28 protein-coding genes are annotated in these 26,311 nt (G+C 45.3%); 23 read left to right on the top strand and 5 right to left on the bottom strand.

From position 1 onward, the window contains the following. The first annotated feature begins 343 nt into the window (after window positions 1-343). Window positions 344-5,089 carry a right-handed parallel beta-helix repeat-containing protein gene (locus tag ACJJI7_RS04570; protein ID WP_444902556.1) on the top strand — a complete coding sequence of 1,582 codons (4,746 nt, stop codon included), beginning with the start codon at window positions 344-346 and terminating at the stop codon, window positions 5,087-5,089. 15 nt (window positions 5,090-5,104) lie between these two features. Then, complete coding sequence (locus ACJJI7_RS04565; RefSeq protein ID WP_444902557.1) at window positions 5,105-5,332, top strand: TolB-like translocation protein; 228 nt, start codon at window positions 5,105-5,107, stop codon at window positions 5,330-5,332. A gap of 712 nt (window positions 5,333-6,044) precedes the next feature. Here ACJJI7_RS04565 and ACJJI7_RS04560 read toward each other — a convergent pair. The 3 genes from ACJJI7_RS04560 to ACJJI7_RS22630 all read right to left on the bottom strand — a co-directional run bounded on the left by ACJJI7_RS04560 (window position 6,045) and on the right by ACJJI7_RS22630 (window position 7,763). Next, a complete protein-coding gene (locus tag ACJJI7_RS04560; RefSeq protein ID WP_444902558.1) occupies window positions 6,045-6,290 on the bottom strand; it encodes a hypothetical protein in 246 nt (81 codons plus the stop codon). Between the two features lie 131 nt (window positions 6,291-6,421). Next, window positions 6,422-6,928, bottom strand: coding sequence for a hypothetical protein (locus ACJJI7_RS04555; protein ID WP_444902559.1), 507 nt, complete (start codon window positions 6,926-6,928; stop codon window positions 6,422-6,424). A 52-nt stretch (window positions 6,929-6,980) separates the two neighbouring features. Then, window positions 6,981-7,763, bottom strand: coding sequence for a helix-turn-helix domain-containing protein (locus ACJJI7_RS22630; protein WP_507021901.1), 783 nt, complete (start codon window positions 7,761-7,763; stop codon window positions 6,981-6,983). Between the two features lie 338 nt (window positions 7,764-8,101). Between ACJJI7_RS22630 and ACJJI7_RS04540 the strand changes: the two genes are divergently transcribed. Both ACJJI7_RS04540 and ACJJI7_RS04535 read left to right on the top strand, forming a co-directional pair. Next, the gene (locus ACJJI7_RS04540; protein WP_444902560.1) at window positions 8,102-8,596 is read left to right on the top strand and encodes a hypothetical protein; all 495 of its coding nucleotides are present in this window, start codon (window positions 8,102-8,104) and stop codon (window positions 8,594-8,596) included. Window positions 8,597-8,650: 54 nt separating this feature from the next. Further along, entirely contained in the window at window positions 8,651-9,181 is a 531-nt protein-coding gene (locus ACJJI7_RS04535) for a hypothetical protein (RefSeq protein WP_353375558.1), read from the top strand. A 10-nt stretch (window positions 9,182-9,191) separates the two neighbouring features. On the opposite strand, the gene ACJJI7_RS04530 is transcribed toward ACJJI7_RS04535, so the two are convergent. Next, the gene (locus ACJJI7_RS04530) at window positions 9,192-9,647 is read right to left on the bottom strand and encodes a helix-turn-helix domain-containing protein (protein ID WP_020414318.1); all 456 of its coding nucleotides are present in this window, start codon (window positions 9,645-9,647) and stop codon (window positions 9,192-9,194) included. Beyond that, window positions 9,634-9,993: a helix-turn-helix domain-containing protein gene (locus ACJJI7_RS04525; protein WP_353375559.1), complete on the bottom strand. Its 360-nt coding sequence runs from the start codon at window positions 9,991-9,993 to the stop codon at window positions 9,634-9,636. Before ACJJI7_RS04525 ends, ACJJI7_RS04530 begins: the two co-directional genes overlap by 14 nt. Before the next feature lie 178 nt (window positions 9,994-10,171). Here ACJJI7_RS04525 and ACJJI7_RS04520 point away from each other — a divergent pair, with 178 nt between their 5' ends. From ACJJI7_RS04520 to ACJJI7_RS04430, 19 genes are all read left to right on the top strand, one after another. After that, window positions 10,172-10,459, top strand: coding sequence for a hypothetical protein (locus ACJJI7_RS04520; RefSeq protein WP_020414320.1), 288 nt, complete (start codon window positions 10,172-10,174; stop codon window positions 10,457-10,459). A 1,544-nt stretch (window positions 10,460-12,003) separates the two neighbouring features. After that, window positions 12,004-12,300: a hypothetical protein gene (locus ACJJI7_RS04515; RefSeq protein ID WP_020414322.1), complete on the top strand. Its 297-nt coding sequence runs from the start codon at window positions 12,004-12,006 to the stop codon at window positions 12,298-12,300. Next, window positions 12,287-12,589 carry a hypothetical protein gene (locus ACJJI7_RS04510; protein WP_444902561.1) on the top strand — a complete coding sequence of 101 codons (303 nt, stop codon included), beginning with the start codon at window positions 12,287-12,289 and terminating at the stop codon, window positions 12,587-12,589. Before ACJJI7_RS04515 ends, ACJJI7_RS04510 begins: the two co-directional genes overlap by 14 nt. Beyond that, window positions 12,586-12,846, top strand: coding sequence for a hypothetical protein (locus tag ACJJI7_RS04505; protein WP_444902562.1), 261 nt, complete (start codon window positions 12,586-12,588; stop codon window positions 12,844-12,846). The genes ACJJI7_RS04510 and ACJJI7_RS04505 overlap by 4 nt, the downstream gene beginning before the upstream one ends. Next, window positions 12,830-13,021 carry a hypothetical protein gene (locus ACJJI7_RS04500; protein ID WP_444902563.1) on the top strand — a complete coding sequence of 64 codons (192 nt, stop codon included), beginning with the start codon at window positions 12,830-12,832 and terminating at the stop codon, window positions 13,019-13,021. The genes ACJJI7_RS04505 and ACJJI7_RS04500 overlap by 17 nt, the downstream gene beginning before the upstream one ends. A gap of 180 nt (window positions 13,022-13,201) precedes the next feature. Beyond that, window positions 13,202-13,774 carry a hypothetical protein gene (locus tag ACJJI7_RS04495; RefSeq protein ID WP_020414325.1) on the top strand — a complete coding sequence of 191 codons (573 nt, stop codon included), beginning with the start codon at window positions 13,202-13,204 and terminating at the stop codon, window positions 13,772-13,774. Then, window positions 13,771-14,367, top strand: coding sequence for a phage baseplate assembly protein V (locus ACJJI7_RS04490; protein WP_020414326.1), 597 nt, complete (start codon window positions 13,771-13,773; stop codon window positions 14,365-14,367). The genes ACJJI7_RS04495 and ACJJI7_RS04490 overlap by 4 nt, the downstream gene beginning before the upstream one ends. Window positions 14,368-14,375: 8 nt before the next feature. Next, window positions 14,376-14,717, top strand: coding sequence for a GPW/gp25 family protein (locus tag ACJJI7_RS04485; protein ID WP_282952285.1), 342 nt, complete (start codon window positions 14,376-14,378; stop codon window positions 14,715-14,717). Beyond that, window positions 14,714-15,664, top strand: a complete 951-nt coding sequence (locus tag ACJJI7_RS04480; protein WP_020414328.1) for a baseplate assembly protein — start codon at window positions 14,714-14,716, stop codon at window positions 15,662-15,664. Before ACJJI7_RS04485 ends, ACJJI7_RS04480 begins: the two co-directional genes overlap by 4 nt. A 2-nt stretch (window positions 15,665-15,666) precedes the next feature. Next, window positions 15,667-16,029, top strand: a complete 363-nt coding sequence (locus ACJJI7_RS04475) for a hypothetical protein (protein ID WP_020414329.1) — start codon at window positions 15,667-15,669, stop codon at window positions 16,027-16,029. A 13-nt stretch (window positions 16,030-16,042) separates the two neighbouring features. Next, window positions 16,043-17,881 (top strand): hypothetical protein, encoded by a 1,839-nt coding sequence (locus tag ACJJI7_RS04470; protein WP_282952286.1) that lies wholly within the window; start codon window positions 16,043-16,045, stop codon window positions 17,879-17,881. 258 nt (window positions 17,882-18,139) lie between these two features. Then, the gene (locus tag ACJJI7_RS04465; protein WP_444902564.1) at window positions 18,140-19,945 is read left to right on the top strand and encodes a collagen-like domain-containing protein; all 1,806 of its coding nucleotides are present in this window, start codon (window positions 18,140-18,142) and stop codon (window positions 19,943-19,945) included. A gap of 29 nt (window positions 19,946-19,974) precedes the next feature. Next, window positions 19,975-20,910, top strand: coding sequence for an immunoglobulin domain-containing protein (locus ACJJI7_RS04460; protein WP_282952288.1), 936 nt, complete (start codon window positions 19,975-19,977; stop codon window positions 20,908-20,910). A gap of 9 nt (window positions 20,911-20,919) precedes the next feature. Continuing rightward, on the top strand, window positions 20,920-21,564 hold the full coding sequence (locus ACJJI7_RS04455; protein ID WP_020414333.1) for a 2OG-Fe(II) oxygenase family protein: 645 nt from the start codon (window positions 20,920-20,922) through the stop codon (window positions 21,562-21,564). Then, the gene (locus tag ACJJI7_RS04450) at window positions 21,551-22,150 is read left to right on the top strand and encodes a prolyl hydroxylase family protein (RefSeq protein WP_020414334.1); all 600 of its coding nucleotides are present in this window, start codon (window positions 21,551-21,553) and stop codon (window positions 22,148-22,150) included. Before ACJJI7_RS04455 ends, ACJJI7_RS04450 begins: the two co-directional genes overlap by 14 nt. A gap of 13 nt (window positions 22,151-22,163) precedes the next feature. Then, window positions 22,164-22,712: a phage tail protein I gene (locus tag ACJJI7_RS04445; protein ID WP_020414335.1), complete on the top strand. Its 549-nt coding sequence runs from the start codon at window positions 22,164-22,166 to the stop codon at window positions 22,710-22,712. 78 nt (window positions 22,713-22,790) lie between these two features. Continuing rightward, window positions 22,791-24,098 carry a phage tail-collar fiber domain-containing protein gene (locus ACJJI7_RS04440; protein WP_020414336.1) on the top strand — a complete coding sequence of 436 codons (1,308 nt, stop codon included), beginning with the start codon at window positions 22,791-22,793 and terminating at the stop codon, window positions 24,096-24,098. Between the two features lie 17 nt (window positions 24,099-24,115). Next, window positions 24,116-24,742: a hypothetical protein gene (locus ACJJI7_RS04435; protein WP_020414337.1), complete on the top strand. Its 627-nt coding sequence runs from the start codon at window positions 24,116-24,118 to the stop codon at window positions 24,740-24,742. Between the two features lie 39 nt (window positions 24,743-24,781). Next, window positions 24,782-26,290, top strand: a complete 1,509-nt coding sequence (locus ACJJI7_RS04430) for a phage tail sheath subtilisin-like domain-containing protein (RefSeq protein WP_020414338.1) — start codon at window positions 24,782-24,784, stop codon at window positions 26,288-26,290. Window positions 26,291-26,311: the final 21 nt, after the last annotated feature.

Below are 26,311 nucleotides of genomic sequence, written 5' to 3'. Positions count from 1 at the left end.
CTATCGACAATTTATGGGACTCGCAGGATAATTGTGTCCGGGCTATAGGTGCGTTTCAGCCATACAGAAAGTTTGTGACAGATCCCATATTAATACTGAGTATCTCGGTTCTTTTACTGCTTGCCGGGCCGATTCGGTTAAAAGGACTACCGGCTCGCAAAATAAAACTCATATTCGCATGGATGCAGTACGTTTTATTGATTGAATAAGGCCCAGTGCGTTATAAGGCTCTTTCTTAGGGGTTTTCAAGTGATTAGCACGTTGTGTGGGGCAATACCACAAGGTGAATGGAGTGATTCAGGGGTGGGCAGTAATGAATAGGTGTAGTTTCACTGGGGCGATTATGCAAGTTATAAATGCCAGTATATTGGCTGTGTTTTGGTCGTCCCTCGCAGTATTTTCTGTGGCTGCCTATGCTGAGGTATTAATCTATCCCACAGCGGATAGGGTTTATTCTCCCAGCCAATATATTGCTGGTTTTTCTGACCAAGCAAACGATACCTTGGATATCGAGGTCAACGGTGCGATTGTTGCGCAAACGCAGACTAACGCTACCGGTGACTTTGCGCTGAGTGTGACACTGAGTGAGGGTGAAAACCTCATCCGCGTAAGGAGCACAACCTCAGCAGAGGTTTCTGATACGCAAGCTCTCAAATATTTAAATACCGGCGATAGTGACAACACCGATGGGCAGCTAGAGGTCCGCACAGATATTGTTGCTCCGGTACTAAACCTACCCAATACTGATGGTCTGATAAATCCTATCACTTTGACAGGTACCGCAGAACCGGGGTCAACGGTCAGTTTTTTTGTCAATGGCCGGGTAATAAGAAACATTGATGCCGATGATAGTGGTGTTTTCTCTACATGGGTGCCGTTGGAGGATGGTGATAATTCCATCTACGCAATTGCTGAGATAGATATAGGGCAAAGTATTGCCTCGAACAGTGTGACTACCACTTATACGAATACCCTAGTTCGGGACTGGTCTGGGAATGTTTCTAACACCCTAGTGTGGACCAAAGGCGATGGTTCACCCTATGTTCTCAATGATGATCTGAATGTATTAGCAGGCGCCACTCTCTGGATTCAGCCGGGGGTCGAAGTCGTTGTGGATGGTAACCACAAGTTAACCGCTTTTGGTCATTTGCAAGTAGCCGGGTTGGGCGAAGAGTTAGTTAAATTTAAACCAACTACAAATTCCTGTAATGGTACGAATACTAAACGTTTAGATTGGGGTGGTATCCAGATTCGACCGGCCGCTAGCGTAACTTTGAGTCATACCGAGATACATTGTGCAGCTAAAGGTGTTCATTTTAACGGAGGTGGTGGCTCGGTTCGTAATTCATACTTTTTGAATAATTACTACGGCATCCGTACCGAAGCCACATCAGAAGAGGCACGCATCTCCCCACAAATTACCGGTAGTGCGATTCGCGGCAGTTACTACGGTATCTATGTGTCTCACAACAGCGATCCGTATATTAGCGCTGGCAATGTGATTACCGAGAACACACATGGTATTTATGCCTACGGAAACAGCGGCGACGCGGCACAAAACCCAGCCCCGCTAGTGACGGGTAACAGCCTCTACGGAAACAGCTCTTACAACTATTACACCCAGTATTTTGCCAATTCGTCCTCGACCACCCTGGATGCGACTGGCAACTGGTGGGGCACGACAGATCCTAGCCAAATCAAGGCAAAAATCTACGACTGGACAGATTCTCCAACTTACAATCCGGTCGTGGATTACCGTAACTTCCTCGACGGCCCTGAGGGCGAACCCGCCTACACGGGAGAGGCGTTGCTTGGCTCCATCGCTGAAGATATCACCCTGTCTGGAGATAGCCTTCTGGTGCTTGGGCGGGTAGAAATTGCGGCGAATACGGTGCTCACAATAGCAGCGGGCACAGAACTCAAGTTTGGCGGCAAATACCCGTTGCTGGTCAGAGGAGAGTTGGCAGTCAACGGTAGAGCAGAGGCGCCGGTGTTGTTTAGACCGGTGGCAGAGGCCTGTAATGGCATCAATACGCGGCGACAAGACTGGTCGGGAATTGAAGTTGTCGCAGGGGCTACAGCGGCAATCGAATACGCCCAGGTGCACTGTGCGGTAAACGGTATTCACTTTAACCGTGGTGATGGCTCGGTGCGCAACTCCGAGTTCTTGAATAATTACACCGGCATCCGTACCAAAGCCACATCAGTAGAGGCACGCATCTCCCCACATATTGCAGGCAGTGCGATTCGTGGCAGTTACTATGGTATCTATGTATCTCACAACAGCGATCCGCAAATTAGTAACGGTAATGTCATTTCTGGGAACGAGTATGGTATTTATGCCTACGGAAACAGCGGCGACGCGGCGCAAAACCCAGCACCAGTGGTGACGGGCAACAGCCTCTACGACAATAGTTCTTACAACTATTACACCCAGTATTTTGCCAATTGGTCCTCGACCACCCTGGATGCCACTGGCAACTGGTGGGGCAAGACAGATCCTAGCCAAATCGCTGCAAAAATCTACGACTGGACGGATTCCAATTACCTTCCAATTATCGACTATCGTCAATTCCTCGACAGCCCTGAGGGCGAACCTGTTTATAAAGGAGAGGCACTACTTGGCTATTTTACAGAGGATACAGTCCTGCTCGAAGATAGCTATTTGATACTTGGGCGTGTGGAAGTTGCGGCGGGTACAACCTTAAGTATTGGTGCGGGCACGGAACTCCAGTTTGCAGGCTATTTTCCGTTGCGTGTTCAAGGAGCTTTGAGTGCACAAGGCAGCAGTGCCTCGCCTATTGTGTTCAAGTCGACCGACCAGGCTTGTGATGGTAACAATACCCAGCGGCGAGACTGGCCAGGCATTGAGGTGATTGCGGGTGCGACCGCAAACATCGAATATGCCGAAGTGCACTGTGCTGTTATCGGTATTCAATTTAACGGCGGCGATGGCTCAGTGCGCAACTCCGAGCTTTTGAATAATTACACTGGTATTAAAACCATAGCGGCATCCGCCGAGGCACGCATCGCTCCGAAGATTACTGGTAACAAGATTAGTGGTAGTCGCGAAGGTATTGATGTGTACATTAATAGCGACCCACAGATCACTGCAGGCAACGTGATCACTGGTAATCAATGGGGTATTAATGCCGATGGGCACAATACAGATGCCGCGCAAAATCCCGTTCCCGTCGTAACCGGCAACAGCCTCTATGACAACAGCTCATACAACTACCATATCTTGTATTATGTCGATGGAGCATCGACTACTCTGGATGCGACCGGTAACTGGTGGGGAAGTACTGAACTAGAGCTGATCGTTGAGTCTATTTTTGATTTCAATGATCAACCGTATTTACCACTTGTAAACTATAGTGGTTACCTGGATGGTGAAAACGGTCAGCTCGCTCATGATGCTGTAACTTTATTTGGTTCTATCGCGGAGGATACTGTTCTATCCGCCGATGACTATTTGATGTTACAGAGCTTAAGAGTGGAGCCAGGAATTACCTTGACTATTGAGGCTGGTGCCAACCTAAAGTCTGCTCCAGATCTAAAGTTACAGGTTGCTGGCACTTTGCTTGTACAGGGCACTGTGGAATCTAGAGTGGACTTTGCGCCGCTCTCAATACAGACCACGCCAGGGGAGTGGTATGGTATCGAAGTGGTTGCCGGCGGCAGCGTCGATTTAAACTATGCCCGAGTAGAGGGGGCTGAGTACGGGCTCGACTTTAACGGCGGCCAAGGTACGGTGCGCAATTCTCTGTTCCGTTTTAATACCTACGGCATTTATGTACGTGCTGGAAGTAATCCCCTGATTACCGATGGCAATGAAATCACGTTCAATGATTATGGTATTTATATCGACGGAGGAGGCAATGCGGTTAACAACCCACGACCGGTGATCACTGGCAATAGCCTTTATAGTAATAATCATTATGATCTCTATGCCACCAATTTTGGCGAGCCGACAAACGTTAACTTGGATGTCAGTGATAATTGGTGGGGCACGGCGGATGAGGTCGCCATACAAACACAAATCTATGCTGATGACAGTTCATCGCCACAGGTGAATTTTAGTGGGTATAGAGATTCAGCCACTGACCTACCTGCGGTGCGCCTCAGTGATGTGGCCCTGCAAGTAGTAAAATTCCATCCACTTGAGGGCGAGCGGGCGCAAGGTAGTTTCAGCCTAAACCGCCCTGCCAATGTCACCATTGAGATCCACCGGGATTCCGACGATAAGCTAGTCTACCTGGCTAGCGAAAGTTATGTTGAGGCCGGTGTGTATCCAATTTCCTGGGATGGGCGAGACAATCAGAACGAGCTTCAGGCTGAGGGCCTGTATAGAGTTGTACTGCGTGCAAATGATGGGCTCGATGACTTTATTTACGATTTGCCGAAACCCAATGGTGAGGGTTACGTCCAGGGTACCGTGCCCGCCCTCTATGATGTCTACGCTAACGAACTCTATAAGGTTTTGGTGCAGTTGCGTACACCGGGCTTGGTGAGTATGCAGGTCACACCAAGTGGCGAATCTGCCTTCAGTGTGTTTGAAGATGTATTTTATCCCCAAGGTAATCATTGGCTTTATTGGAATGGGCGTGATCCTGAAGGACATATCGTAGAATCCTCGGCTGCTATCTATTATCCGACACCCAAGCTAGTACGTAGTACTGCTATCTATCTCGCAGGCATTGCACCACGCATTACCGGTGCCGTAGCGGCTCCAAGTATTGAAGTTAAATCAGACCCCTACCGAGTCAGCCACAGCTACGAACAGCTGACACGTATGGCCTATCAGGTCAGCACGGATGCCGTTGTCACCTTTAGCCTACTGCCGCCGGGTGTTGTCGACCCCGACCACCCCTCTGCCATTGTGCTGGTCGATGAACGGCTGATGCGTGCAAAAGATGGTGAGGACAATGCGCTGTTACACGAAGTGGAGTGGCGCGGTTATAACGAATCCGATCCCAATGCGGTGCTGGTCGGTGATGAAGGTGCGTATACCTTTGCTATTCAGGCGACTTCGCCGGAGAGTGGTGAGAGCACTTTGTATCGTGGTGTTGTGAATCTGTATCGTTGAGTAGATAGAAGTTCGATGTTTATAAAAAAAATAAGTCGATGGGTTTTCTTATTGTGCCTTAGCTGTTTCACGCAGCTGGGGGCTGCCGATGATATTGCTTATCTGGGCGTAGCCGACGGCTATTGGAAAGTATGGCGCACGAACACCGAGACCGACTCTGGTGAGCAGTTAACCCAGTTCGGTGCGGGTATATCGCGTATGTCTTGGTATCCGGATGGACGCCACGATTGCCAACATAAGTGATACAACAGCAAAGCTCCCTTATGCCAGATTGTTATCAATGAAGTTTGTAGACTTTGGCTAATTTCCTAGAGATTAGCCTTAAGCATGAGTTTCTCGCTCCCAGATGAGTCATAGCTTTGATGGTTTATCTTTCTGTGACACCCCGCATGGTAAGGAATACGCTAACTTGTGAGTGTATTTACTTAGTTCGTGCTGTTGGGGAGTGGTTGGCTAAAAATCAGCTAGAAGGAAATTTTTATAACTTTTCCCTATAAAATGAATTACTATCTTTTGATAGTAAGGGCCGGTTTCTGGTAGCTGTAGATAGTGGTTTTATAATGTTTTCCTACAATCTACAGTTAATTTTTTAGTTTGTAGCAATAATTTATTGGAGTGCAGGAACATCTTATAAATTTGGGGGGAAAGCATTAAACTAACGTATATTGTCTGAGCAAGGAAGCTCTAAATATCTCATGAAGGGAATATCCCTGCTCGTAAATTAAAAGGATCTGTCATTAATAGTACCATTTCATTTAAATATGATGAATAGTAGGATATCTATCTTTACGTTAGTTCTTCATTCATGCGATCGCCTCCATTTTTACTTTTAAATTTAGTTGCCTTGATCAGCTGAGTAAAACGCTTATTTTCAAGAGACAAATTTCCAGCTTTTGCTTAATTTGATCCATCTAAGTTATGTACTTGATAAGTGCTTCCTGGCCTTTTTTTATTTTTACTTGGGGGTAGCCAAATATTGATCGCAGTCCCTTTCCTTGAGTTCACCATCAACCACACTGTAGATGGTAAGCTCATCGGTTACTTTGTCAAAGATTTGAACCCAGCTAGCAAAGAAATTTTCCTTGGCAATTTCCTCTGCTCTTTTCCGTGCCTCTTCTTTATTTGGGTGAGACTCTTTAAAATCTTTTGCTCCACCCATCTGCAGATTATAGCTGCCGTAAAAAATTGCAAATCTGTCCATTATTCTTTTGTCTCCTAACAAGTTTATTTTTTTAAAAATTGGTTAAATCCATACTGGTTTTCATCGTAAATAAGGGAAATTCAATATAGATGGGAATTTATGACAAATATTGTTTCCATATCTCGGTCCCCTCAATAGGTCCATAGCCAGGGGCGCGGGCGCCCAGGGAAATCAGTGTTCCCTCCAATATGAATAAAGCGTCCTGTGTATGGTCCGCGCTGATTGGGACAAATAGCAGTAAAAGGGCGCGGCATGCCTCTTTGGCTATGCCACCAATTGTAAATGTGCAGTGCCTCAATCAAATCATGGGCATTAGCACCATATATTCTTACATCTACACCCACGCCACTGGGATGATCGCCGTGAATATATGGTTTTCCATCTCGCTTGGCTTGCTCACGCTTGCGCAACTCTACAGGGTGGCGACTGCAACGGTAGCCGCTGGAAATTGGCATTGAGCGACAGTACACTCTCTCACGTACCCGATTTAGATGCTGCATAAATTCATGATTCATGTTCTGTGCATTGCCCACACAAGTATCGCCCTGGTGGCGCTCTGTTATGCAGTTGTTACAGCGACATTGCAGTTCTTTATAAGAAAAATAATTTCTATTGGCTGGAGTTAAAAAATCAAGCATTGTGGAGGCTCAAAAGCTTAGTAATGGTGGTTGAATAAATAATTTTGCATACCTACCATTGGTCATTGAGCATGTCGGCGATGGGGATATCACGAGAGCGGCGGTTGCTGCTTGATGTGCGAGGGGACATCTTTGACTGCATAGGTACCAGCCACTCCAATTCCAGTCCGTACCAGCCACGATCGGGAATCTTTTGTAGGGCTTCATTGGCTGTTATACCTGCGATCTGGGGTGCTTGCAGAGCAGTTTTTATCAGTCGATTAAATGCGCCTTGGGTTAGTGGTTTTTTCTGTTTCTCTCGGTGATCTATAACTTCCCGAGCAATTTCTGGGTCAATAGAATCAGGCAAGTTATCAAGGATAATTCCTCTGTGTCGATTTATATACTTTATAGATTTATTATTTTTTATATTATTGGGGCTAACAGTAACCCCACTTGACGCGTTTTTCCGGTGTTCCTGGTACTCGGTGCTCCTAGTTTGGGAGCTCAATGAACCTGGCTCACTCTGCCCCCAGTGCTTTGGAACCCCAGTTAATGCACCTAGTTTCTCCACGCTCTCGTCGTTGCATAGTCCTTCGGGTTGAACCAAATACGCCCGTACTTTGCGTCTTTTATTATCTGCGCCATACCCCATGTGTAAGGGCATTTCTACTAGGCGACCCTTGGCACATAACCGAGCTACTGTGCGCTTTATAGTGGCTTTGGATAATGAAGTTCGACGGGCAACAGTTTCTTTACTCGGCCAGGAGCAACCCTTTTCATTGGCGTAGCTACCATAAGCTAGAAGAACAAATTTTTCGGTACTATTTAGATTTTCGAGCTTCCAGACTCGCATCATTAGTTCTAAACTCACAGTCCCTTTCCCTTAGGTATCGCTTGTGGATTAAAAAACAATACTCCACATGTGGTGCTTGTTGCAACCTGTCTAACCTGCTATATGGATATTATTTCACCAAAATTTGATAAATTTATTTCTTTCATTGTGTAATTTTAGGCTTAATTGCCTGATTTTTATTCTGACAATTTATAGTGACACTTATGGTATGATCATTTCTCAGTACAAAAGGCCCACTATCAATCGACTTTGGGCGGTTTGGAAAAGAAAAGTCACGCTACAGAAGACGGGTCAAAGATTACTTCGCAAGTGATACTTGCAGTACTAAGGAAATACACTTGAGCAAAAAGAAGTCATTAGGTACTGCCGGGAGTAGCGCGCGCCTGCATCGACTGTTGGATGCAAAAGGCTTCGCACCAGACGGTAAGGGGCGTGTAGCCGCCTTTTCGAGGGAGTTTCGGGTAAATACGGCTAACGCGACCAGATGGCTTAATGACGATAAAGTACCTCGTGATATGACAGAATTGAAACGAATCTCTGATGCTCTGGGTACAGATCCATTTTGGTGGGCAATAGGTAAAGGAGAAGAGGAGTCCTCTGTGCAAGAGGTATTCGATATTTCACTTTTTAGCCGGTGTGCAAATGCACTTCTAAAACGATTGGCAGACCTGATGGATAGACCGCTGGATCTTGAAGGAGAGGCTTTGAACTGCGGTTATATCGAGCTTTACGAGTATGCATGTAGTAATAGCGGAAACATTGATCCGGACCGTGTATCACTTACAGCTGTCAACGTATTAGCAGTACATAGAAAACAATTGAGTGCGCAATGACAGGGTAGATAGCCATAAGGTTTTTACCCAGCTCAACAATAGGTAGAGGGGAAAATGGTTGATAAATACTTAGTGGCTACAGAGGGATGTAGTGAGCGTTTGAATCTCTTACTAGATAAAGCTGGCTTTCCTCCTGAAGGATCGGGACGTAGCGCGGAATTTTCACGCAGATTTGGAGTAAGTAAGGCAAATACCACCCGCTGGCTCAGTCAGGATATTCTCCCCCGCGACCTCAAGGAAATGGATGATATCGCCGAAGCTTTGGGTTCAGATGCTATTTGGTGGGCCTATGCTGCCGATCGTAATTCTCTATGCTCCGATCTCCCCCCCCCAAAAACTGTCAAAGACTTTGTACTCGCTGGCCAATGTGTTAACGAAGTAGTGTGTTATTTGGATGAGGCCTTGGGGGGGGATGTAGATATCGCTGTAGATGATGAAATCCTTACACGTTCCTACAGCGAACTTTATGCCGATGCCAAGAAGAACAAAGGCAAAATTAGCAAGGACCTAGTAGCACGCGCAGCCGTAAGGGTACTGGTTGAGATGCATCGCAGGGAGCGACAAGACAAGATGAATATACTGTAGCTAGTAGCCCTTACTCTGATTTTAATAATGCTTGTAAGCGTCGCTGATCTCTTGCTATAGCTATCTCGGCTGGAGCTCCACCACGCTTTAGGTGCAACTGATATAGATCTGCCACTAATTCCCCTACTGCTCCCTGAGTCTGAATGTCCAGTGCGCGTAGACGATATAGTAGACGCTGCCAAGTGCGCGCTAACTTCGCCTCACCAGAAAGCGGTTGCCCGACTAAGGTTACCCCATAAACTAAGAGGTTGGCATCAAGCCCATATAAGCGCCCGAGCTGCTGTAAATCCGCTCCATTGGCTAGGTATTCACTGCGCTCTAAACGTTTGTAACTCGATAGACTCATCCCCAAAGCCCGTGCCGTAGCGGTGATTCCCTGCCCGGCATCCAAGCGCAGAGATTTCGCTATCGCTGCCAACATTTCCATATAGTCCCGCTCTTCCCTGGTGGGTTCACGGCTGGGCATTACGTCCCGCGGTGATGTTGAACACAAATTTTTCTACAGCCTCCATTTCATCCAGGTCTAGCAGGCTTAGGTGTTGTTGGAATTGCGGGCTGGCTTCGATGCCTAATAATGGCACTTTCTCCATACCGACCAGCCAGCTATTGGGGCTCAAATTGTAGCCGCCCAGTAAAGGCAATAGTTCTCCAGGAGCCAACCTGCCATTGCCTCTTTCTATACGCTGCAAGCGCTCTGCGCTGATACCCGAGATCGCAGCCATTTTTACTAGACTCAAACCCAGCGCTCGACGCTGTTGAGCCAAGCGCAACCCTGGGCTCAACTCAAGCCAGTTAGTGGGTAAGCGATTCACCACCATTCTCCTTAAAAGCATTTATACGATAGTGCAACTTTCATGAAATCGTATCTATGTCGAATCTATTTTAATAAACCGGTTCAAGTCTGACCCATCAGGGATTTTTACGATAGACCTCAATAGGTATATTGTTCTCTTGTTTGTTGTATTACGACAATAAAGTGAGAGGATTGTCATGGAAGCTAGAAAAATAACCCAATTTCAGGAAAAAAATGGGGGTATAAACACTAAAAATCGAGCTGCGCGAGTAGCTGCCAGAGTAACAGCAAAAATTGCTCTAGCTAAGGGCGCCACTATGACACAAGCCCTTTCTATTCAACGGCAGCTATTCGAAGCACTGTCTGAGGATACCTACAAAGCTGAGGTTAAAACAAAGGGCACCTTACATTGTATTGCATCCGTACGTGCAGATCTTTGTAGAAAATGCGAGGCATGTACATTAAAGCTTAACTGTACCCGATGACAAAGTTAGATAGAGTAAAACAAATCAAATTACCTTAAAGCATTACCTTTTCTCGACTTCAGGTTGTTGCGATATATTTAGCCCTAATTAATCTAAATAAAACGCTTCAACCTATTAGGTCCTATTTTATCTCGTATTATGGCGAAATATCTTGTAAAAAATTTCTGAGCAATTTATTGCAAATATTACTGAAATAATTATTTGTCGTCGCTTTGTGACTTGTGCAAGAGAATTGTCAAATTCGAGGTAATAGTTATGGTGGGATATCCAGATATTCAAGACTCCTTCGGAAATTTATAAGCAATGAGGGATTGAGGAGGAATAAACAATGGCGCACAGCTATCGGAAACTTAACCGGTGCGAGCACTAAACGGCCTAAAGTGTTTGGCAGGTATAGAGCGAAGCCTTGACGCACTTTTTTGAGGTCTAAATTTCTGGGCACAAGAAGTTTCTAGCCTAGCGAGCTATGGAGGAATTTAGTGGTGAGGACTCATTCTAGCACTTATTAGTTTTTCGTAAGTTAGGCTTAAGCTATCAAGCTATCAAGCTATCAAGCTATCAAGCTATCAAGCTATCAAGCTATCAAGCTATCAAGCTATCAAGCTATCAAGCTATCAAGCTATCAAGCTATCAAGCTAGCTTCAGTTTTTGAACTCTTCTTACTGCAATGCCTGCTTACATATTGATTAGTGTGAAGAATTTATTGGCTGTTAATCTATTGTTCCTTCCATATTCTATAAGTGAGGTCTGAATTAAAAGGGTCATGTGTTTGGTGATTACGGATTTTTTCGCTAAAGTATCCGTATCGTGGGCAAGGTAAGCTCGTGAATAACAGGCCAGAGCTGTAAAATTTAATTTTGCGGCTATTGGCTTGATATCTATATGGTGCAATTTTTTCATCTATATCCTCTGAAGAAAATGGAAGTTATTGAGGGGTATTCATAAGAGTCGTATTGCATTCTTAGGTAGAGTTATACGCTGCAATATAGATATAATCTTTGAGATTTATTAAAAGGGTCATGTATTTTGCAGTTACGGATTTGTTTGCTAAAGTTTCTGCATTGTGGGCGAAGTAAGCCCATAAAGGTGAGGGTAGGAAAATGAGATGTGACGATAGCTGCTGCGGCTGTTAATCGATTGCGTCACAAATTCTCAGATTTTTTTGGTTTTCCAAAAGTGTTAATTAATTATGCTTGATTGATAGCTGTCACCAGTGCTGCTTTGGTGGCAGTTGACTTGATAGTTTGAATTTTCTGTCTATATGCTCTGAGGAGAATGACAGGTATTGAAGTATGCTTTTGTGGTCGTTATTGCGTGCCTAAATTGTTTATTAGTCCATGGTCAAATTACAGGCTCGATTTAAAAGGGTCATATATTTGGTGATTACAGATTTTTTCGATAAGGTTTCTGTAGTGTGGGTAAGGTAAGACCAGCAGAAGCTAAGACAGTAAATTTAATTTCGATTAATATTTTTCGAAGTCGTTTAATCTGAATATTGAGAAAGCTCCAGAAATTCTGGGGCTTTTTTGTATCCTGGGGAATTTATGAGTTGTGATCAACCTCAAGCGATCGACCGTGATACACCGGTGGCTATTGGTTTGGTAATTATGCTATGTGGGGCAGTTTTTTCTTTTGGAATGTTTTGGAGCAAATGGCAAGCATTAGAGCACAACCACAAGAATGATATTGCACGCCTGGATGAGGCTAATCGTCGCCTGGAAGAGAAAACTGACCGTAAATTTGAGAATTTACAGAATAGTATTGATCAAGTGGGAGCTGATGTGAACCAAGTTAAGAATTTCTTAATGCGAAATCCTGTACACAAATATGAACAAAACTGAAAAGAGCCCCCTTACCTTAGAGTCTATAGGTTCATCAGAAGTACTTGTATTAGTGGTGCCAACAAAAGAATTTATGATAGCAGTATCTACTAATAGCGAAACTATGACAGTCTGGCAATGTAATGGCGAAGGGCTATTTAAGCCACTAAAGGAATATCCATATATAGAGACAACTAATGCCGGATTCTTAACTCTAAACGAAGTTTATGATAAAGCGGCGGAAGCAGCTTATCAATATTTATCTCGAGAGCCATGCTTGTGGGGAATTAAATTGGGGCTTAAATCATGAGTTTATGGAAGAGATTATGGGATACTAGCGATGTTATCGAACAGAGTGTCGATGCCGTAATTAGAACCGGTGATGCTTTAGTTTATACTGAAGAGGAAAAAGCTGATTTCAAAGCAAGAGTATTAGATTGGATGCTGAAGTGGCAGCAGGTAACTGCTGGCCAGAACCTTACCCGGCGTTTATTAGCGTTATCAATTACGTTTATTTGGCTGCTAGAAAGTCTCGTAGCTTTGATAATGTGTGTGGTCAGCATTTGAGCCTTATAATCAAAGTTTCGCTAATGCTGCTGAAATTACTTTTTCAGCAGCCTCGAAAATGGGATTACCGGTAGGAGTAATTCTTACTTTTTATTTTGCTCCGAATAAAATCAGCGAAGCGATAGCTCGCTATCATATGGCCCGTTCTCCTTCGGGTTTATCTAAAGATAGCTAAATTTATTTAGTGGCCGAAAAATTTTAGATTCAAAAGTTTTAAATTCCTTTGGGTTGTGTTGCTCAAATTTATTTATTTTTTTTGGTTTTTAAAATTTCAGTGGTTCAGATTTAGTTTTTGAATTTCACATTGGATCTAATTTTTATTTGCTCCTTGAGGTCGGATAAGAGATGCACATTTATGACCAGTATTAACACTATATCTGACAATATTTTACTTAAATTACAAAGTATTCCCGGCATAATTAAATGTGAAGAAATAATAAAGGAACTTCAGGTAGGTAGTAGTGAGATTCCTGATAGCACTCCAGCCTTACTGTTAAGACTCGTTTCTAGTGAACCAATAGCTGCTTTTAATAATGGCGTGCAGCCGCTTTCAGTAGAATGGGAAATTATAGTCATTGTAGGCAATCTGACTACTTTGGTGGCTAATAACCGAGCAGCTCGAGATCTTGCGGTTTCAACAGTCCTAGTATTTGAGCAGCACTTGACCGATTCACAAGCCAAGTTAATTGAAAAGTCTGGACGTTTGAATTTCCAAGGACTTCAGCCTTTGCAGCTTAATGAAACTGGTGACGGTGTTCTTGCTGCTTACACCTTAAGGTTTACTCAGAAAATATGGGTCGGAGAAGACCGGCGACATGATCTTACGCCAATACCTAAGCCGGTAGAAGTTCATGTGGGTTATGAACCAAAAGTTGGCTTAAAGCATCGCGATGACTATACCAAAATTGGTGAGGTGGGCGAGGCATGAACTCAGAAGTAGTAACTGCACTTCTACAGCAGCTTGGTGAGTTACAGCGTCGGGTCGACAATATAGTACGTCTCGGTACTGTGGAGGAGGTGGACTATGACACAGCCTGCGCTCGCGTGCGCTTAGGAGAAAACCTAACAACCTGGTTACGTTGGTTTGCCCCAGCGGCTGGGACTAATGATACCGAGTGGCGTCCACCGAGTATTGGTGAACAGGTTGCAGTATTAAGCCCTAGTGGAGAGCTACGTGCAGGTGTGATTTTACCAGCGATCTATAGCGATAAAGCACCAGCTAATGGCGATACTGCCGACCTTTTTCGCCGCACATTCGCCAATGGTGACATGATTGAGTATCAAAATGGTAATACCCAGTTGAAAGTGGCGGGCTCGATTGTTGCTGAAGCTGAGAATATAAGTTTAAAAGCGAAAAATATTAACTTAGAGAGCGAAAGTCTCAGGCTAGAAGGGACTGAAATTCAAATGAAAGGAAAGGTTGAGCATACCGGTGATGACCTTAGCAGTAATGGCATCAGCCTACCCAAGCATACACATATAGTGAAATCGGTGGGTAGCCCCACTGAGAAACCACAATAGGGGGAAGCGTGCAGCGATACGGTATGGATAGTAGTAGTGGTGTGGCTATCACAGAGCTGGAGCACTTGCGTCAGTCAATCACCGACATTCTCACTACTCCAGTAGGGTCTAGATTAATGCGTCGGAACTATGGTGCAAAAATTTTCCATTCCTTGGATGCACCATTAACTCGCTCCACCATAGTGGATATCTACTCCAATGCAGCAGAGGCTTTAAGCCTTTGGGAACCTCGCTTTCAGAGTACAGAAATGCAGGTAGTACGTATGGAGAGCAGCGGTATAACTATGAAACTGTCCGGCTATATGGTGGACAGCGGCGAGTTTATAACTCTGGAGAATATAAAAATATGACAACAGAAAGTGCAGTGGACATCAGTCGCTTACCAGCACCAAATATAGTGGAAACTCTAGATTTTGAAAGTATCTATGGCGAAATGGTAGCTCTGCTTGATGGTGCCTCCCCTCTATTACTAGATGAAATGGGGCAGGTGATTAAGCCACAAACAGTGAGGGCAGACCTAGTTACTGATGATGGAGCACCTTACTTCAAAATCCCAGCGGATTCTCTGATGAATCTTAGTTATGTACAAATGGAAAGCGAGCCTTTAGCTCGCTTATTACAAGTAGCTGCCTACCGAGAGATGCTCACTCGTCAGCGAGTCAATGATGCGGCTCGGGGCGTCATGGTTGCTTTTGCGGTTGATGGAGATTTGGATCGGCTGGGAGAGAACAACAAGACTCGCCGGCTAGAAGGTGAGGATGACACCCGCTACCGCGGGCGAATTCCTCTTGCCTTCGAGGGCCTCACCACTGCTGGTCCTAAAGGCTCCTATAAGAGCCATGCGCTTGCAGCTGACCCCCGCGTAAAAGATGCATTGGCAAGCAGTCCTAGTGATGGAGTGGTACATGTGGTTATCCTCAGCACTGAGGGTAATGGCTCGGCTTCACCGGATTTACTTGAAGCTGTGAATAATGCCTTATCAGAAAAGTCCATACGTCCTCTAACTGATAAGGTAGAGATAATAGAGCCTGAAATTAAACAGTACTCTATTAGTGCAACTCTGACTCCAATGCCAGGACCTGTGGATGAAGCGTTATATCAACGTGCTGAAGAGGCCGCAATTGCTTATGCAAAGAAACGCCATGGTTTGGGCCTTACTGTAGCCAGATCGGGGTTATCCAAAGTATTGCATCAAGAGGGTATAGAAAGAGTGCAATTGCACGAACCAGAATTCGATATCCTCAATGAACCACATCAGACCGCGTGGTGTGCAGGTATTGAAATTATACGGGGGTAAATATGTACGGCTCTAATTACAATATTGAACTGGAGCAAGGGGCTGGCTATGGCTTGCTAATGACTATTGAAGCTCCACCAGGCACACCTCGTAACTTGACTGGCTACACGGCACGTCTACAAATACGTGATAACCATGATGATAAAACACTACTGCTATCTTTAGACAATTTAGATGGGCTGAAGGTGGGAGGCGACAGCGGTGACCCAAATAATGGCCAGCTAAAAATTGAAATTCCGGGTCTCGTAACCGCTGGTTTTACCTGGCGCGATGCTATCTACGATCTGTTTCTAAATCCCAGTAGTGATAGTGCTGAGCGCTTGATATATGGCAGTGTCTCTGTGGCGCCGCGCGTTACTGTCTAGCTATGAGAAAACTATGAGCGAAATTACCCAGACATTAACTCTGGCACAGAGTGGTGTAGCGGGCCCATCCGGCCCAACAGGCCCTCAAGGTGCAACAATGCATTGGGGCAGTGGTATACCTGCCACGGGCCTCGGTAACAACGGCGACCAATATCTCGACTATGATAGTGCCGACTTATATGGAAAAAGTGATAATAGCTGGGCAAAGCTGCGCAATCTCCGTGGCCCTCAAGGGCCAAAGGGAGATAAGGGGGATAAGGGCAATCAAGGCATCCAGGGAGTTCAGGGTGAACAGGGCCTAGGTATTTTTGCCAGTAATGGTGTACCTACAGATAATCTGGGCCGAAATGGAGAGCATTATGTGGAGCTGGATAGCCCAAGTAAAACCCTTTACCAAAAGAGTGCTGGTAATTGGTCTGTAATCGGTAACTTAGCTGGTCCAAAGGGTGATACTGGCCGAGGTATTTCCGATATGGAAGTATTATCAGATGGCACCTTGCGAGTTTCATACACTGATGGTACGAATCAAGATACTGGCCCCTTTCCGATAGAGGGTTTGGGACGGCGTGTAGCACTATCACAAAATCCAGGAGCTGATAATTCAAATTACTGGGCCAAAGTCGCAACGTTAAGAACTACGACAGGTACAGCTGATGCTGGTCTGGTTTTAGCTCTAGTTTGTGGGGATCAAGCAGTACATGGCGCGGCCGTGATCACTGTAAAGTTTCGTGAGGGAGCCAGCCCCGATACTTTGGCGGCAGAGTCTGGGGTATATATTGCTGCAAATCATGGTGAAATTTTTGCAGATGATTCGTTTAAATTGATATCTAATGGATATGGTCAGCCTGTAGAACTCTGGGTGAGAAAGAAGCATTCTTTTGTATCTTTGAGTGTTCACGAAGTGGCTGCCGCACTTAATGAAGTGACGGTTACTTATCATAACGATTTTAGCTGGCAGGCAGAGGAGCCTAGTGCAGCTTATGTCAAACAATCTATCGGGCTAGTTTATGGAAAAAATAGGAAGATTTATCATGAGGAGCACAAGCCTACTCCAGCAGAAATCGGTGCGATAAAAACCGGTGGCACGGTTTCAGTCAGCGGTAATGCCAGTGGCTCAGCAAGTTTTGATGCAAACGGCGACCTCTCGCTGAATCTGAATGTTAGTTATGCCACTAGTGCCAATAGTGCTACCAGTGCTACTAGTGCCGGGAATGCGGACACCGTAGATAATTTACACGGTTCACAGCTTATTCGTTCCGATACTGATGATAATGTAACAGGACATACCGAATGGCAGGACCTCAAAGAGGTTCGTTGGGGCAACAGTGCGGATATGCGCATGATGCATAGCGGAAGCCACGGTTATTTGAGTCTACATACTGGTGACTTATATATTCGCTCAGGCACCACAACGAAATATTTGTTCGATGTTTCCAGTGGTAACTTCCATGCTGATGGCCATGTGTATTGGCAGTCTAGTTCGGTTGGATCGGACCCAATCCTTAAAACCAATGTACGCACGATTGACAAGCCAATTTCCAGATTGAAAAAACTTAATGGTGTTCTTTTCGATTGGAAAGATAGTGGTCGTGGTTCTGGCGGTTTGATGAGCCCGGATATTCGTAGGGCACTACCACGTACCGTTTACAAATCCAAATTTAAGAAGAATGGTAAGCGATATGATCAGGCCGATTATAATGCGGTCATTGGTTTGTTGGTTGAGGTGTGTAAAGACTTGGAGAATAGATTGCAGCGGCAGAGTGATGACTTTAAAGCTATCAAGGACCAAGGTAAAACTGTTAATAAACTCCAGCATATGATGAAAAGTCTTCAAAGCCGGATTGAAAACTAGTATTAACTATGCCGTTATACCTAGCGAAAGTTAAGTTAGCAGTGCTAATTTTTAGCTAGACAAAAATAAAAATCTCAAGACTTTAGTCGTGAGGGTATTGCTCCTTGCTATGCACACTTAGCCCTTGCGAGGCTGATAATTGCTTGGCCTGCAGCCCTCTACAACTTCTCTTTAAAACCCAAAACTGATAGTGCAAATGCCTGATATATGGCTGCGTCACTGTGACGCCGCACGTCACTGTTTAACCATTAGAAAATTATGAGCGAAATCACCCAGACATTAACTCTGGCGCAGAGCGGTGTAGCGGGCCCATCCGGCCCAACTGGCCCTCAAGGCGCAACAATTCATTGGGGTAGTGGTATACCTGCTGCGGGCCTCGGTAACAATGGCGATCAATACTTGGACTATGATAGTGCCGACCTGTATGGAAAAAGTGATAACAGTTGGGCGAAGTTGCGTAATCTACGGGGCCCCCAAGGCCCAAAAGGAGATAAGGGCGATAAGGGTAACCAGGGTATACAAGGAATTCAGGGCGAACAAGGCCTGGGTATTTTCGCTGGTAATGGTATACCTGCAGACAGCCTGGGCCGAAATGGCGAGTATTATGTGGAGCTGGATAGCCCAAATAAAACTCTTTATCAAAAGAGTGTTGGTAGTTGGTCCATAATTGGTAACTTGGCTGGTCCCAAGGGCGATACTGGCCGCGGTATTTCCAGTATGGAAGTATTAGTTGATGGCACCTTGCGAATTACCTATACCGATGGAGTAAAAGAAAACACCGGCCCCTTTCCAGTAGAGGGCTTGGGGAGGCGGGTTTGCAATTTAAAGAATGCGGGAATGAGCAGTGCAAATTATTGGGCGAAAATTGCTACATTCAATATGCCCAATTCTGATTATGCCAATGCCACATTGATTTTATTATTGACAACTAATGGTTCATCTATTCGTGGTCATACAATGGTGAGTGTCCATGTCGTTCAGCAGACCGCACCAAATATCCTAGTGTCCGATAGCGGTATCTCCTATGCATTTAACCATAGTGGAGCTTTTAAAGATGACGCTTTTCGGCTGATTAGTGCGGGGTATGGTCAGCCGGTTGAGCTGTGGGTACAGAAGGCTGTTGATCACTTCGGAGTAAGTGTATTCGAAATTGGCGCGACGAAATCTAATGGCGTATCTACTACCTACAATGATGAGGCCGTTTGGCAGGCTGCGGAACCTAGCGCAGCTTATATAAAACAATCTGGCGGATTGACTTATGGCGATAATAAAAAAATCTATCATGAAGGGCAAAAGCCTACCCCAGCAGAAATCGGTGCGATAAAAACCGGTGGTACTGTTTCAGTCAGCGGTAATGCCAGTGGCTCAGCAAGTTTTGATGCAAATGGCGATCTCTCATTGAATTTGAACGTTAACTATGCCACTAGTGCCAATAGCGCTACCAGTGCTACTAGTGCGGGGAATGCGGACACCTTAGATAATTTACATGGTTCACAGCTTATTCGTGCTGATACTGATGATAATGTAACAGGACATACCGAATGGCAGGACCTCAAAGAGGTTCGTTGGGGTAACAGTGCGGATATGCGTATGATGCATAGCGGAAGCCACGGTTATTTGAGTCTACATACTGGTGACTTATATATTCGCTCAGGCACCACAACGAAATATTTGTTCGATGTTTCCAATGGTAATTTCCATGCTGATGGCCATGTGTATTGGCAGTCTAGTTCAGTTGGATCAGACCCAATTCTTAAAACCAATGTACGCACGATTGACAAGCCAATTTCCAGATTGAAAAAACTTAATGGCGTTCTTTTCGATTGGAAAGACAGTGGTCGTGGTTCTGGCGGTTTGATGAGCCCCGATATTCGTAAAGCACTACCAGGTACTGTTTACAAATCGAAGTTCAGGAAGCATGGTAAGCGATATGATCAGGCCGATTATAACGTTGTGACGGGATTACTCGTTGAAGTATGTAAAGACCAGGAAGTACGACTTGAACAGCAGGCTGAGATCATTAAAGAATGTAGTAAAACGATAAAAGAGCTGCAGAAAAATTAGCGAGATCAAACTAAATAGCGGGGATAATTATGGCAACTATGCCCAGTAGCGGCCAGGCTAGTAGTGCCAATCTACAAAGTGTATTTGGACAGAGTGGTGCCGGTAATACTTCACAATTTTATCGAGGCGGTAGTTTTGTACCGAATATTTCACAAAATAATAATATTCCGACTTCAGGTGCTGCTGATAGTGCAGATTTCTATAGTGCTACCGATTATGTAGCTATGGGTACACCATCTTTATCTGGTACCACAGTCAAGCAAAATGCCGGTACGGGTTCAGTAAGTTGCAGTACTACATTGACATGTAGCCAACCGAGCAATGGCACTGGGAATTTTATTTACACTTGGCAAAAGGTCAGTGGTACCACTTTGTCAGTTTCCGCTAATGGAAGGAGCGTGACTCTTAGCCGCTCGGATACAGGAGAAATAACAACCAGCCAATACCGTTGCAAGGTGACCGATGGTGTAGGTACTGTCTACAGTAATACGGTTACGATAACCTTTCACCATTACCAGTTTCTCCCAGGTAATCTACCAAGTAGTTTTTCAGCGTCAGCGGGCTCACCGACTAACGCGGTAGCACGTTTAGAAATTGCCCGCAACGGATACATATATTTGGAAAGTCAGTCTAGTTCTCCCGTTAGTCAGGGAGCCTGGATTAAGCCTGCTAGTAGCACTGTAGGTGATAAATTCCAGATGCGCTTCGATAATGCCAGTGTATCCGGCGACAATTCCGATATTTCTGGTGCTTCGCCGTCAGTAGGTTCTGTGGGGACTATTAATGGTACTCGCTATGCATACCGCAATCGAACCAGTAATGGATCCTACACATGCGGAGTGCGGGTACGTATAAAATTAATTGGTGGTAGTTACCTATTTGATGACGTTATTGGCCTGAAAGCTACAAAATATTCTACAGTTGGTATGGGTATAGGCGTAGGTATGGGAATACATATTCCGTAGGAGAACTCGATGGAAATAGAACGTACTACGGATCCCCGAATTATTTACGTCCACGATGTGTTTAAAAAAACTGAATGTGAGCAGATTATCCAGCTAGCTGAATCAGTAAAATTTAACACGCCCGGCCGGGTAGTAATGGGGAACGGCGTGGGAAATGTAGTGGTCCCCAGTAGTCGCCGCTGTCATGAGATCTGGCTTAGTCAGCATTCTGAGCTGACCGATTTGGAAAAAAAACTGGAAGTTCTCTACCAAGATATTGCCGAATTATATCGAAAAAATGTAGCGAATGTAGAGGCTTACTTAGTGGCCGAGCCTGCGCGTATAGTACGCTATAGGCCAACCGGATTTTTTCGGTTGCATTCTGACTTACGCCATTGCCGACCAGGTGAATGGCGTCAATTAACTATGGTCATTAATCTAAATCACACTTATGGTGGGCAGCTGTTTTTCCCTCAGCAGAATGTCTGCTGTAATACAAATCCCGGGAGCGCGGTAGTATTTCCAGTATCTGATAATTACCTCCATGAGGCATTCCCGCCGGAAAATGATAATAAGTATATTTTGTTAAATTGGCTCTCTGCTTGTGAGGATATTCTTGCGGATAAGGCTGAACTAATAGGCATAAAAAAGGGAGAATCCCATGCTGCCGCATGAGTTAGCCTGCTTTAACCAGGGAGCTCTACCTCCAGCAATATGTGCAGAAATTATTGAGGCTGCTGAGAAACATGGTCGCTGGCTACGATCGGGTCAAGTTGGTTATACATCAGATAATTTTGTCGGTGATTCACGAACCAGTTCAGAAACTTGGGTTGAGCGCTATGAGCCCCTGCTTTGGGTAAGGGATCAATTGATAGCGGCTGCTACACGTACTTTAGATAAATACTTAGGAAGTGGAGGACCTCAGCGTTACTTCTATGAATCTCGTGTAATTCGTTACCAAATGGGTGAATACCTACGGGCTCACGAGGATAATCCTCGTCCGCTGAGTTTTCATGAAAATCCTGATCATGGGGCTCGTGCGGGGCACTATTATCTTGGGTGGCGCAAAGTATTCACCCTGGTCTTTTATTTGAACGACAACTATTCAGGTGGACAGCTAAAATTTTTGCAAAGTGGTCAGAATATCGCTCCGACTACTGGAGATTTGTTGCTGTTTCCACCCTCGGAGCTACATGAATCTTTACCAGTGTTAGAGGGTACAAAATATATTGTGACCAACGCGCTTTTTTATGCTGACTAATGGAGGGTAAATCTTGAATAACACTTTATTGCCACCCAATGCGAGCCAGTTGGAGCTAGCTGTAGAGTCTGTTATTGCTACCAGACTCAATGCAATACCGGTAAACATTACAGAACTTTATGACCCAGATAAATGTCCACCAACGTTCCTACCTTTTTTAGCCTGGCAACATAGTGTGGATACATGGAATGATAGTTGGCCTACCGCTACCAAACGTGCCGTAATTCGCTCAGCGTTTACTACACATACAACAAAAGGTACTCGATCTGCAGTAGAAACTGCAGCTGCAGCTTTTGGTGGAGATGTAGCAATTGTTGAGTGGTTTCAAACTGATCCTCCAGGTAAGCCTCATACTTTTGATCTGGTACTAAATGCTGTGGATGCATTTGGTAAACCAGTGAGTGCTGAATTTCAGAAAGATATTGTGAAAGCGGTAACGTATGTTAAACCGCTTCGTTCCCATTTCACTATGCGACTGGGGACACAGGCAAGTGCTACGACTTTATCTGTAGGTTTAGCGCGAGCTGCTGTATTTGACCGTTTGCGGTTTACCGCGACCTAAACACTTTTCCCATAAATCTGCCCGCGAGTCACTCGGTATTTTTTGGCTGAGTGGCTCGCCCGTGCATGGAGTAAACCCGTGACACTCGCGCTAGTACTTACCACTGCAGGCCAGAAGGCCATCGTGGATGAGAATAACGCCGGTACTTTACCGGTAAAACTGTCAAAGATTGCCCTGGGTACAGGGCGCTGGAACCCGGATGCCAGCGCTACAGGGTTGCAACAAGAATTTAAAAGACTGCCTACCATATCCGGTAACGTAGAAGTTGCCAATGATATGCTGCATATCACCTTAAAAGATGAGAGCAGTGATATCTATGATGTTAATGAGTTTGGCTTGTATACCGATACGGGAATACTTTATGCCGTATATTCGGTAGGCCCTGGAGCCGACCCGGTAGGGAATAAAGGAGCCAATTCAACTTACCTGTTATCCCTAGATATCAAACTATCTGGTAGTAACGCGGATAATATTTCCGTTGGAGATACAGGCTTTAGCAACCCAACAGCTACCACAGAACGTGCGGGCGTTATTCCTATTGCGACTCAAGCCGAAGTTAATATAGGGAGCGTTGATGATAAAGTGGTAACGCCAAAAACGCTCCATCAGCGCTTGTCTGTATTGGCTCTTTCCAGCCACAGTCATGTTTATGCAACTACGAATCGAGATGGTTTTACCCGTTTGGCTACCCAGGAGGCTGTGGATGATGGAAATAGCTCAACACTCGTGGTTACTCCAAAGACACTGCAGAATAAACTCAATGATAATAAACCAGTAGCAGCTGGTACTAGCCAGAGCGGAATCGTAGCGCTGGCCAGTCAGAGTGAGGTTGACATTGGCAATGAAAAGAAAAAGGCCGTCACTCCAGAAACATTAAAGGGATATATCAATAAGCAATTTCCTGGTCAGTTAATTTATATCTGGGGCGGGGAGATCCAAGATTTGCCAGCTGGATACAAGCTATGTAATGGCAGTAACGGTACACGTGATTTGCGTAACCGATTTGTACTTGGCGCTGGGGACAATTATTCAGTTGGGGCGACTGGTGGTGCCACATCAGCAAGGACAAGTAAGAATGGTGCCCACTCCCACGCGATAACAGTTAATAACCACACATTGACCTTATCACAAATTCCTAGCCACCGGCATCATCATGATCTAGGTGCCTACACGAACGGAAGTACCGGAACATACCAGCAAAGATGGATACTTAAGTGGGATGGAGGTACTTGGGATAACGGGCTCAATACTTATACCCGCTACAGTGGTGGTGGTGGTGCACATAACCACACGGCAAGCGCCTCTACTCATGATGGCCATGAGCACACTGTGGCGATTTTACCTCCTTATTATGCGCTGGCCTATGTACAGCGTATAGCACCATAAATCTAGAGGCAAAGATAATGCAACTGACGATTATGGCTACCGAGAGCTTAGTTACAGTGGATGGAAACACTGTGGAAATGGACTTGGCTGACTACGATATTCTCGATGCAGTGCACGCAGTACAGTTCGATGGCGTAGAGGGAGAGATTGAATGGCAAGACCCCATTCGCCCTAATGATGTAATTTTAACTCTCGATGATTTTCAGCAGGTAATTGCTGACCATGCCACTCTATGGGCAGAACTGCAGGTTGATACCCGTAGTGAGGAACAGAGACGTGCCGATGCTTTAATCAGCATCGATCACTTTGCCGGCCAAGTACGTGCTCAACTCCTAGGGCCCGGTGAATTTATGCATGAAGAACGTCGCCGAGCTTATGAAGTAGCAATAGCTTATGAGGTTGATGGATTTCCTGGCCCCACCCCTCTAGCTGTACAAGTACAAATGGATACTTCCGGACAAACTGCTGTAGAAGCAGTGGCAGAAATTAAATTCCAACATAGTGTCTGGCTCGAGGCACTCGACCAAATCCGCGATCTCCGCCTACGTGGTAAGGCTCAGATTTTGGAGCTTGCGGAGGGCTCAGACTATGGGGCCCAAGCACAACAAACTATTGATGAACTGGCGGCACTGGCTATCAGCTGATGTCTCTACTAACTGATCACTAAAAGCAGGAGCTATTCTATGAGCACCAACATTTTACACGGCGTAGGGGTAACCCATAGTGACGCCGGCGCACGCGATATCAACCTAGTCAAACTGGGTTGTATTGGTATTGTGGGGACGGCCCCAAATGCTGCGGCAGCAACCAATGCCTCTCTGACTATTGGCACTACTGAAGCAAATACAGAGCTTGTTTTTACGGCAGCAAGCCCTGGTAATACGGGCAATGTCATCAGTATTGAGTTTGTCAATCCAAATACCGCAGATGCTGTTCTCTCCATTAACATTAATGGTAAATCAGTAACGGTATCACTCGCCACAGATTCAAGTAGCAAGCTTATTAGTACAGCTGATAATGTTCGCACGGCATTAGCAGCAAATGCGGAGGCTTCAGCACTATTTTCTGTGGTAAACGGTGATAGTGATGGTAGTGGTGTTCTTTCGCCGCAGCCAGCACTCCGGATGTCTGGCGGTACCGATGAACCTTTCCCTCTCAACAAACCCGTATTGATTGCGGGTTCTGAACTGCAAGCATCAGCCTTGGATACATTGGGTACTGCTAAAGGCAGTTTACCTGATGCTCTTGATGCCATTTTAGATCAGGCCGGCGCTTTAGTTGTAGTAGTAAGGGTAGCAGAAGGCCCTGATGATTCCTCCACTCGTGCAAACGTTATTGGGGGCGAAAGTGCTGGCCAGTACACTGGCTTACATTCATTACGTGGTGCGGAAAGTGCCGTGGGGGAGCGCCCCCGTATTGTGATTGCCCCAGGCTTTTCGTCTGATTCGGCAGTCGCGAGTGAAATGAACGTCGTCGCTGATCGAGTTAAAGGCGTTGCATATATTGATGCCCCTGACACCGATGATGCTGCCGCAAAAGCATTTCGAACTAACTTCGGCAGTAAGCGTCTACAGATTTTTGATCCGTCCGTGCTCAAATTTGATAAGACCAGTGGAGATAATAAACGAGTCCCTCTGTCGGCGATTGCTGCAGGTATCCGTGCTAAGCGAGATAGCGAAGAAGGTTTTTGGGCATCCATCTCCAATCAGGAAATTTCAGGAATTGTTGGTAGCAGTCGCCCTGTAGATTTCATTCAAGGTGACCCTAATAGCCGCGCTAATCTACTGAATCAACATGAGATTACAACAGTAATTCGCCAAGGTGGTTTTCGTCTTTGGGGAAACCGTACTTGTTCTGCAGATCCCAAGTGGGCATTTGAAACGCATGTACGTATCGCCGATGCAATTGATGACAGTATTCAAGAAGGTGTTGCTTGGGCAGTAGATCGTAATTTAAATCGAACCTTTTTTGAAGATGTCGCAGAAAGTGTTAATAACTTCTTACGTCGCTTGACTCTGCTTGGAGCAATTCATGGAGGCACTTGTACCCCAGATCCAGAGCTTAATAGTACAAGTGAATTGGCTGCTGGACGAGTGTACTTCAACGTAGAATATACCCCTGTTGGTATCGCAGAGAGTATCCGCTTCCAAGTTGCTAGCACTAATCGCTACCTAACCGATCTGGTAGCTTAATTTAATATTATTTTCGACTGA

This window comes from Microbulbifer variabilis (genome assembly GCF_056232115.1).
Note: the sequence above shows the minus strand (reverse complement) of the source record. Positions and strands in the feature narration are given on the sequence as shown.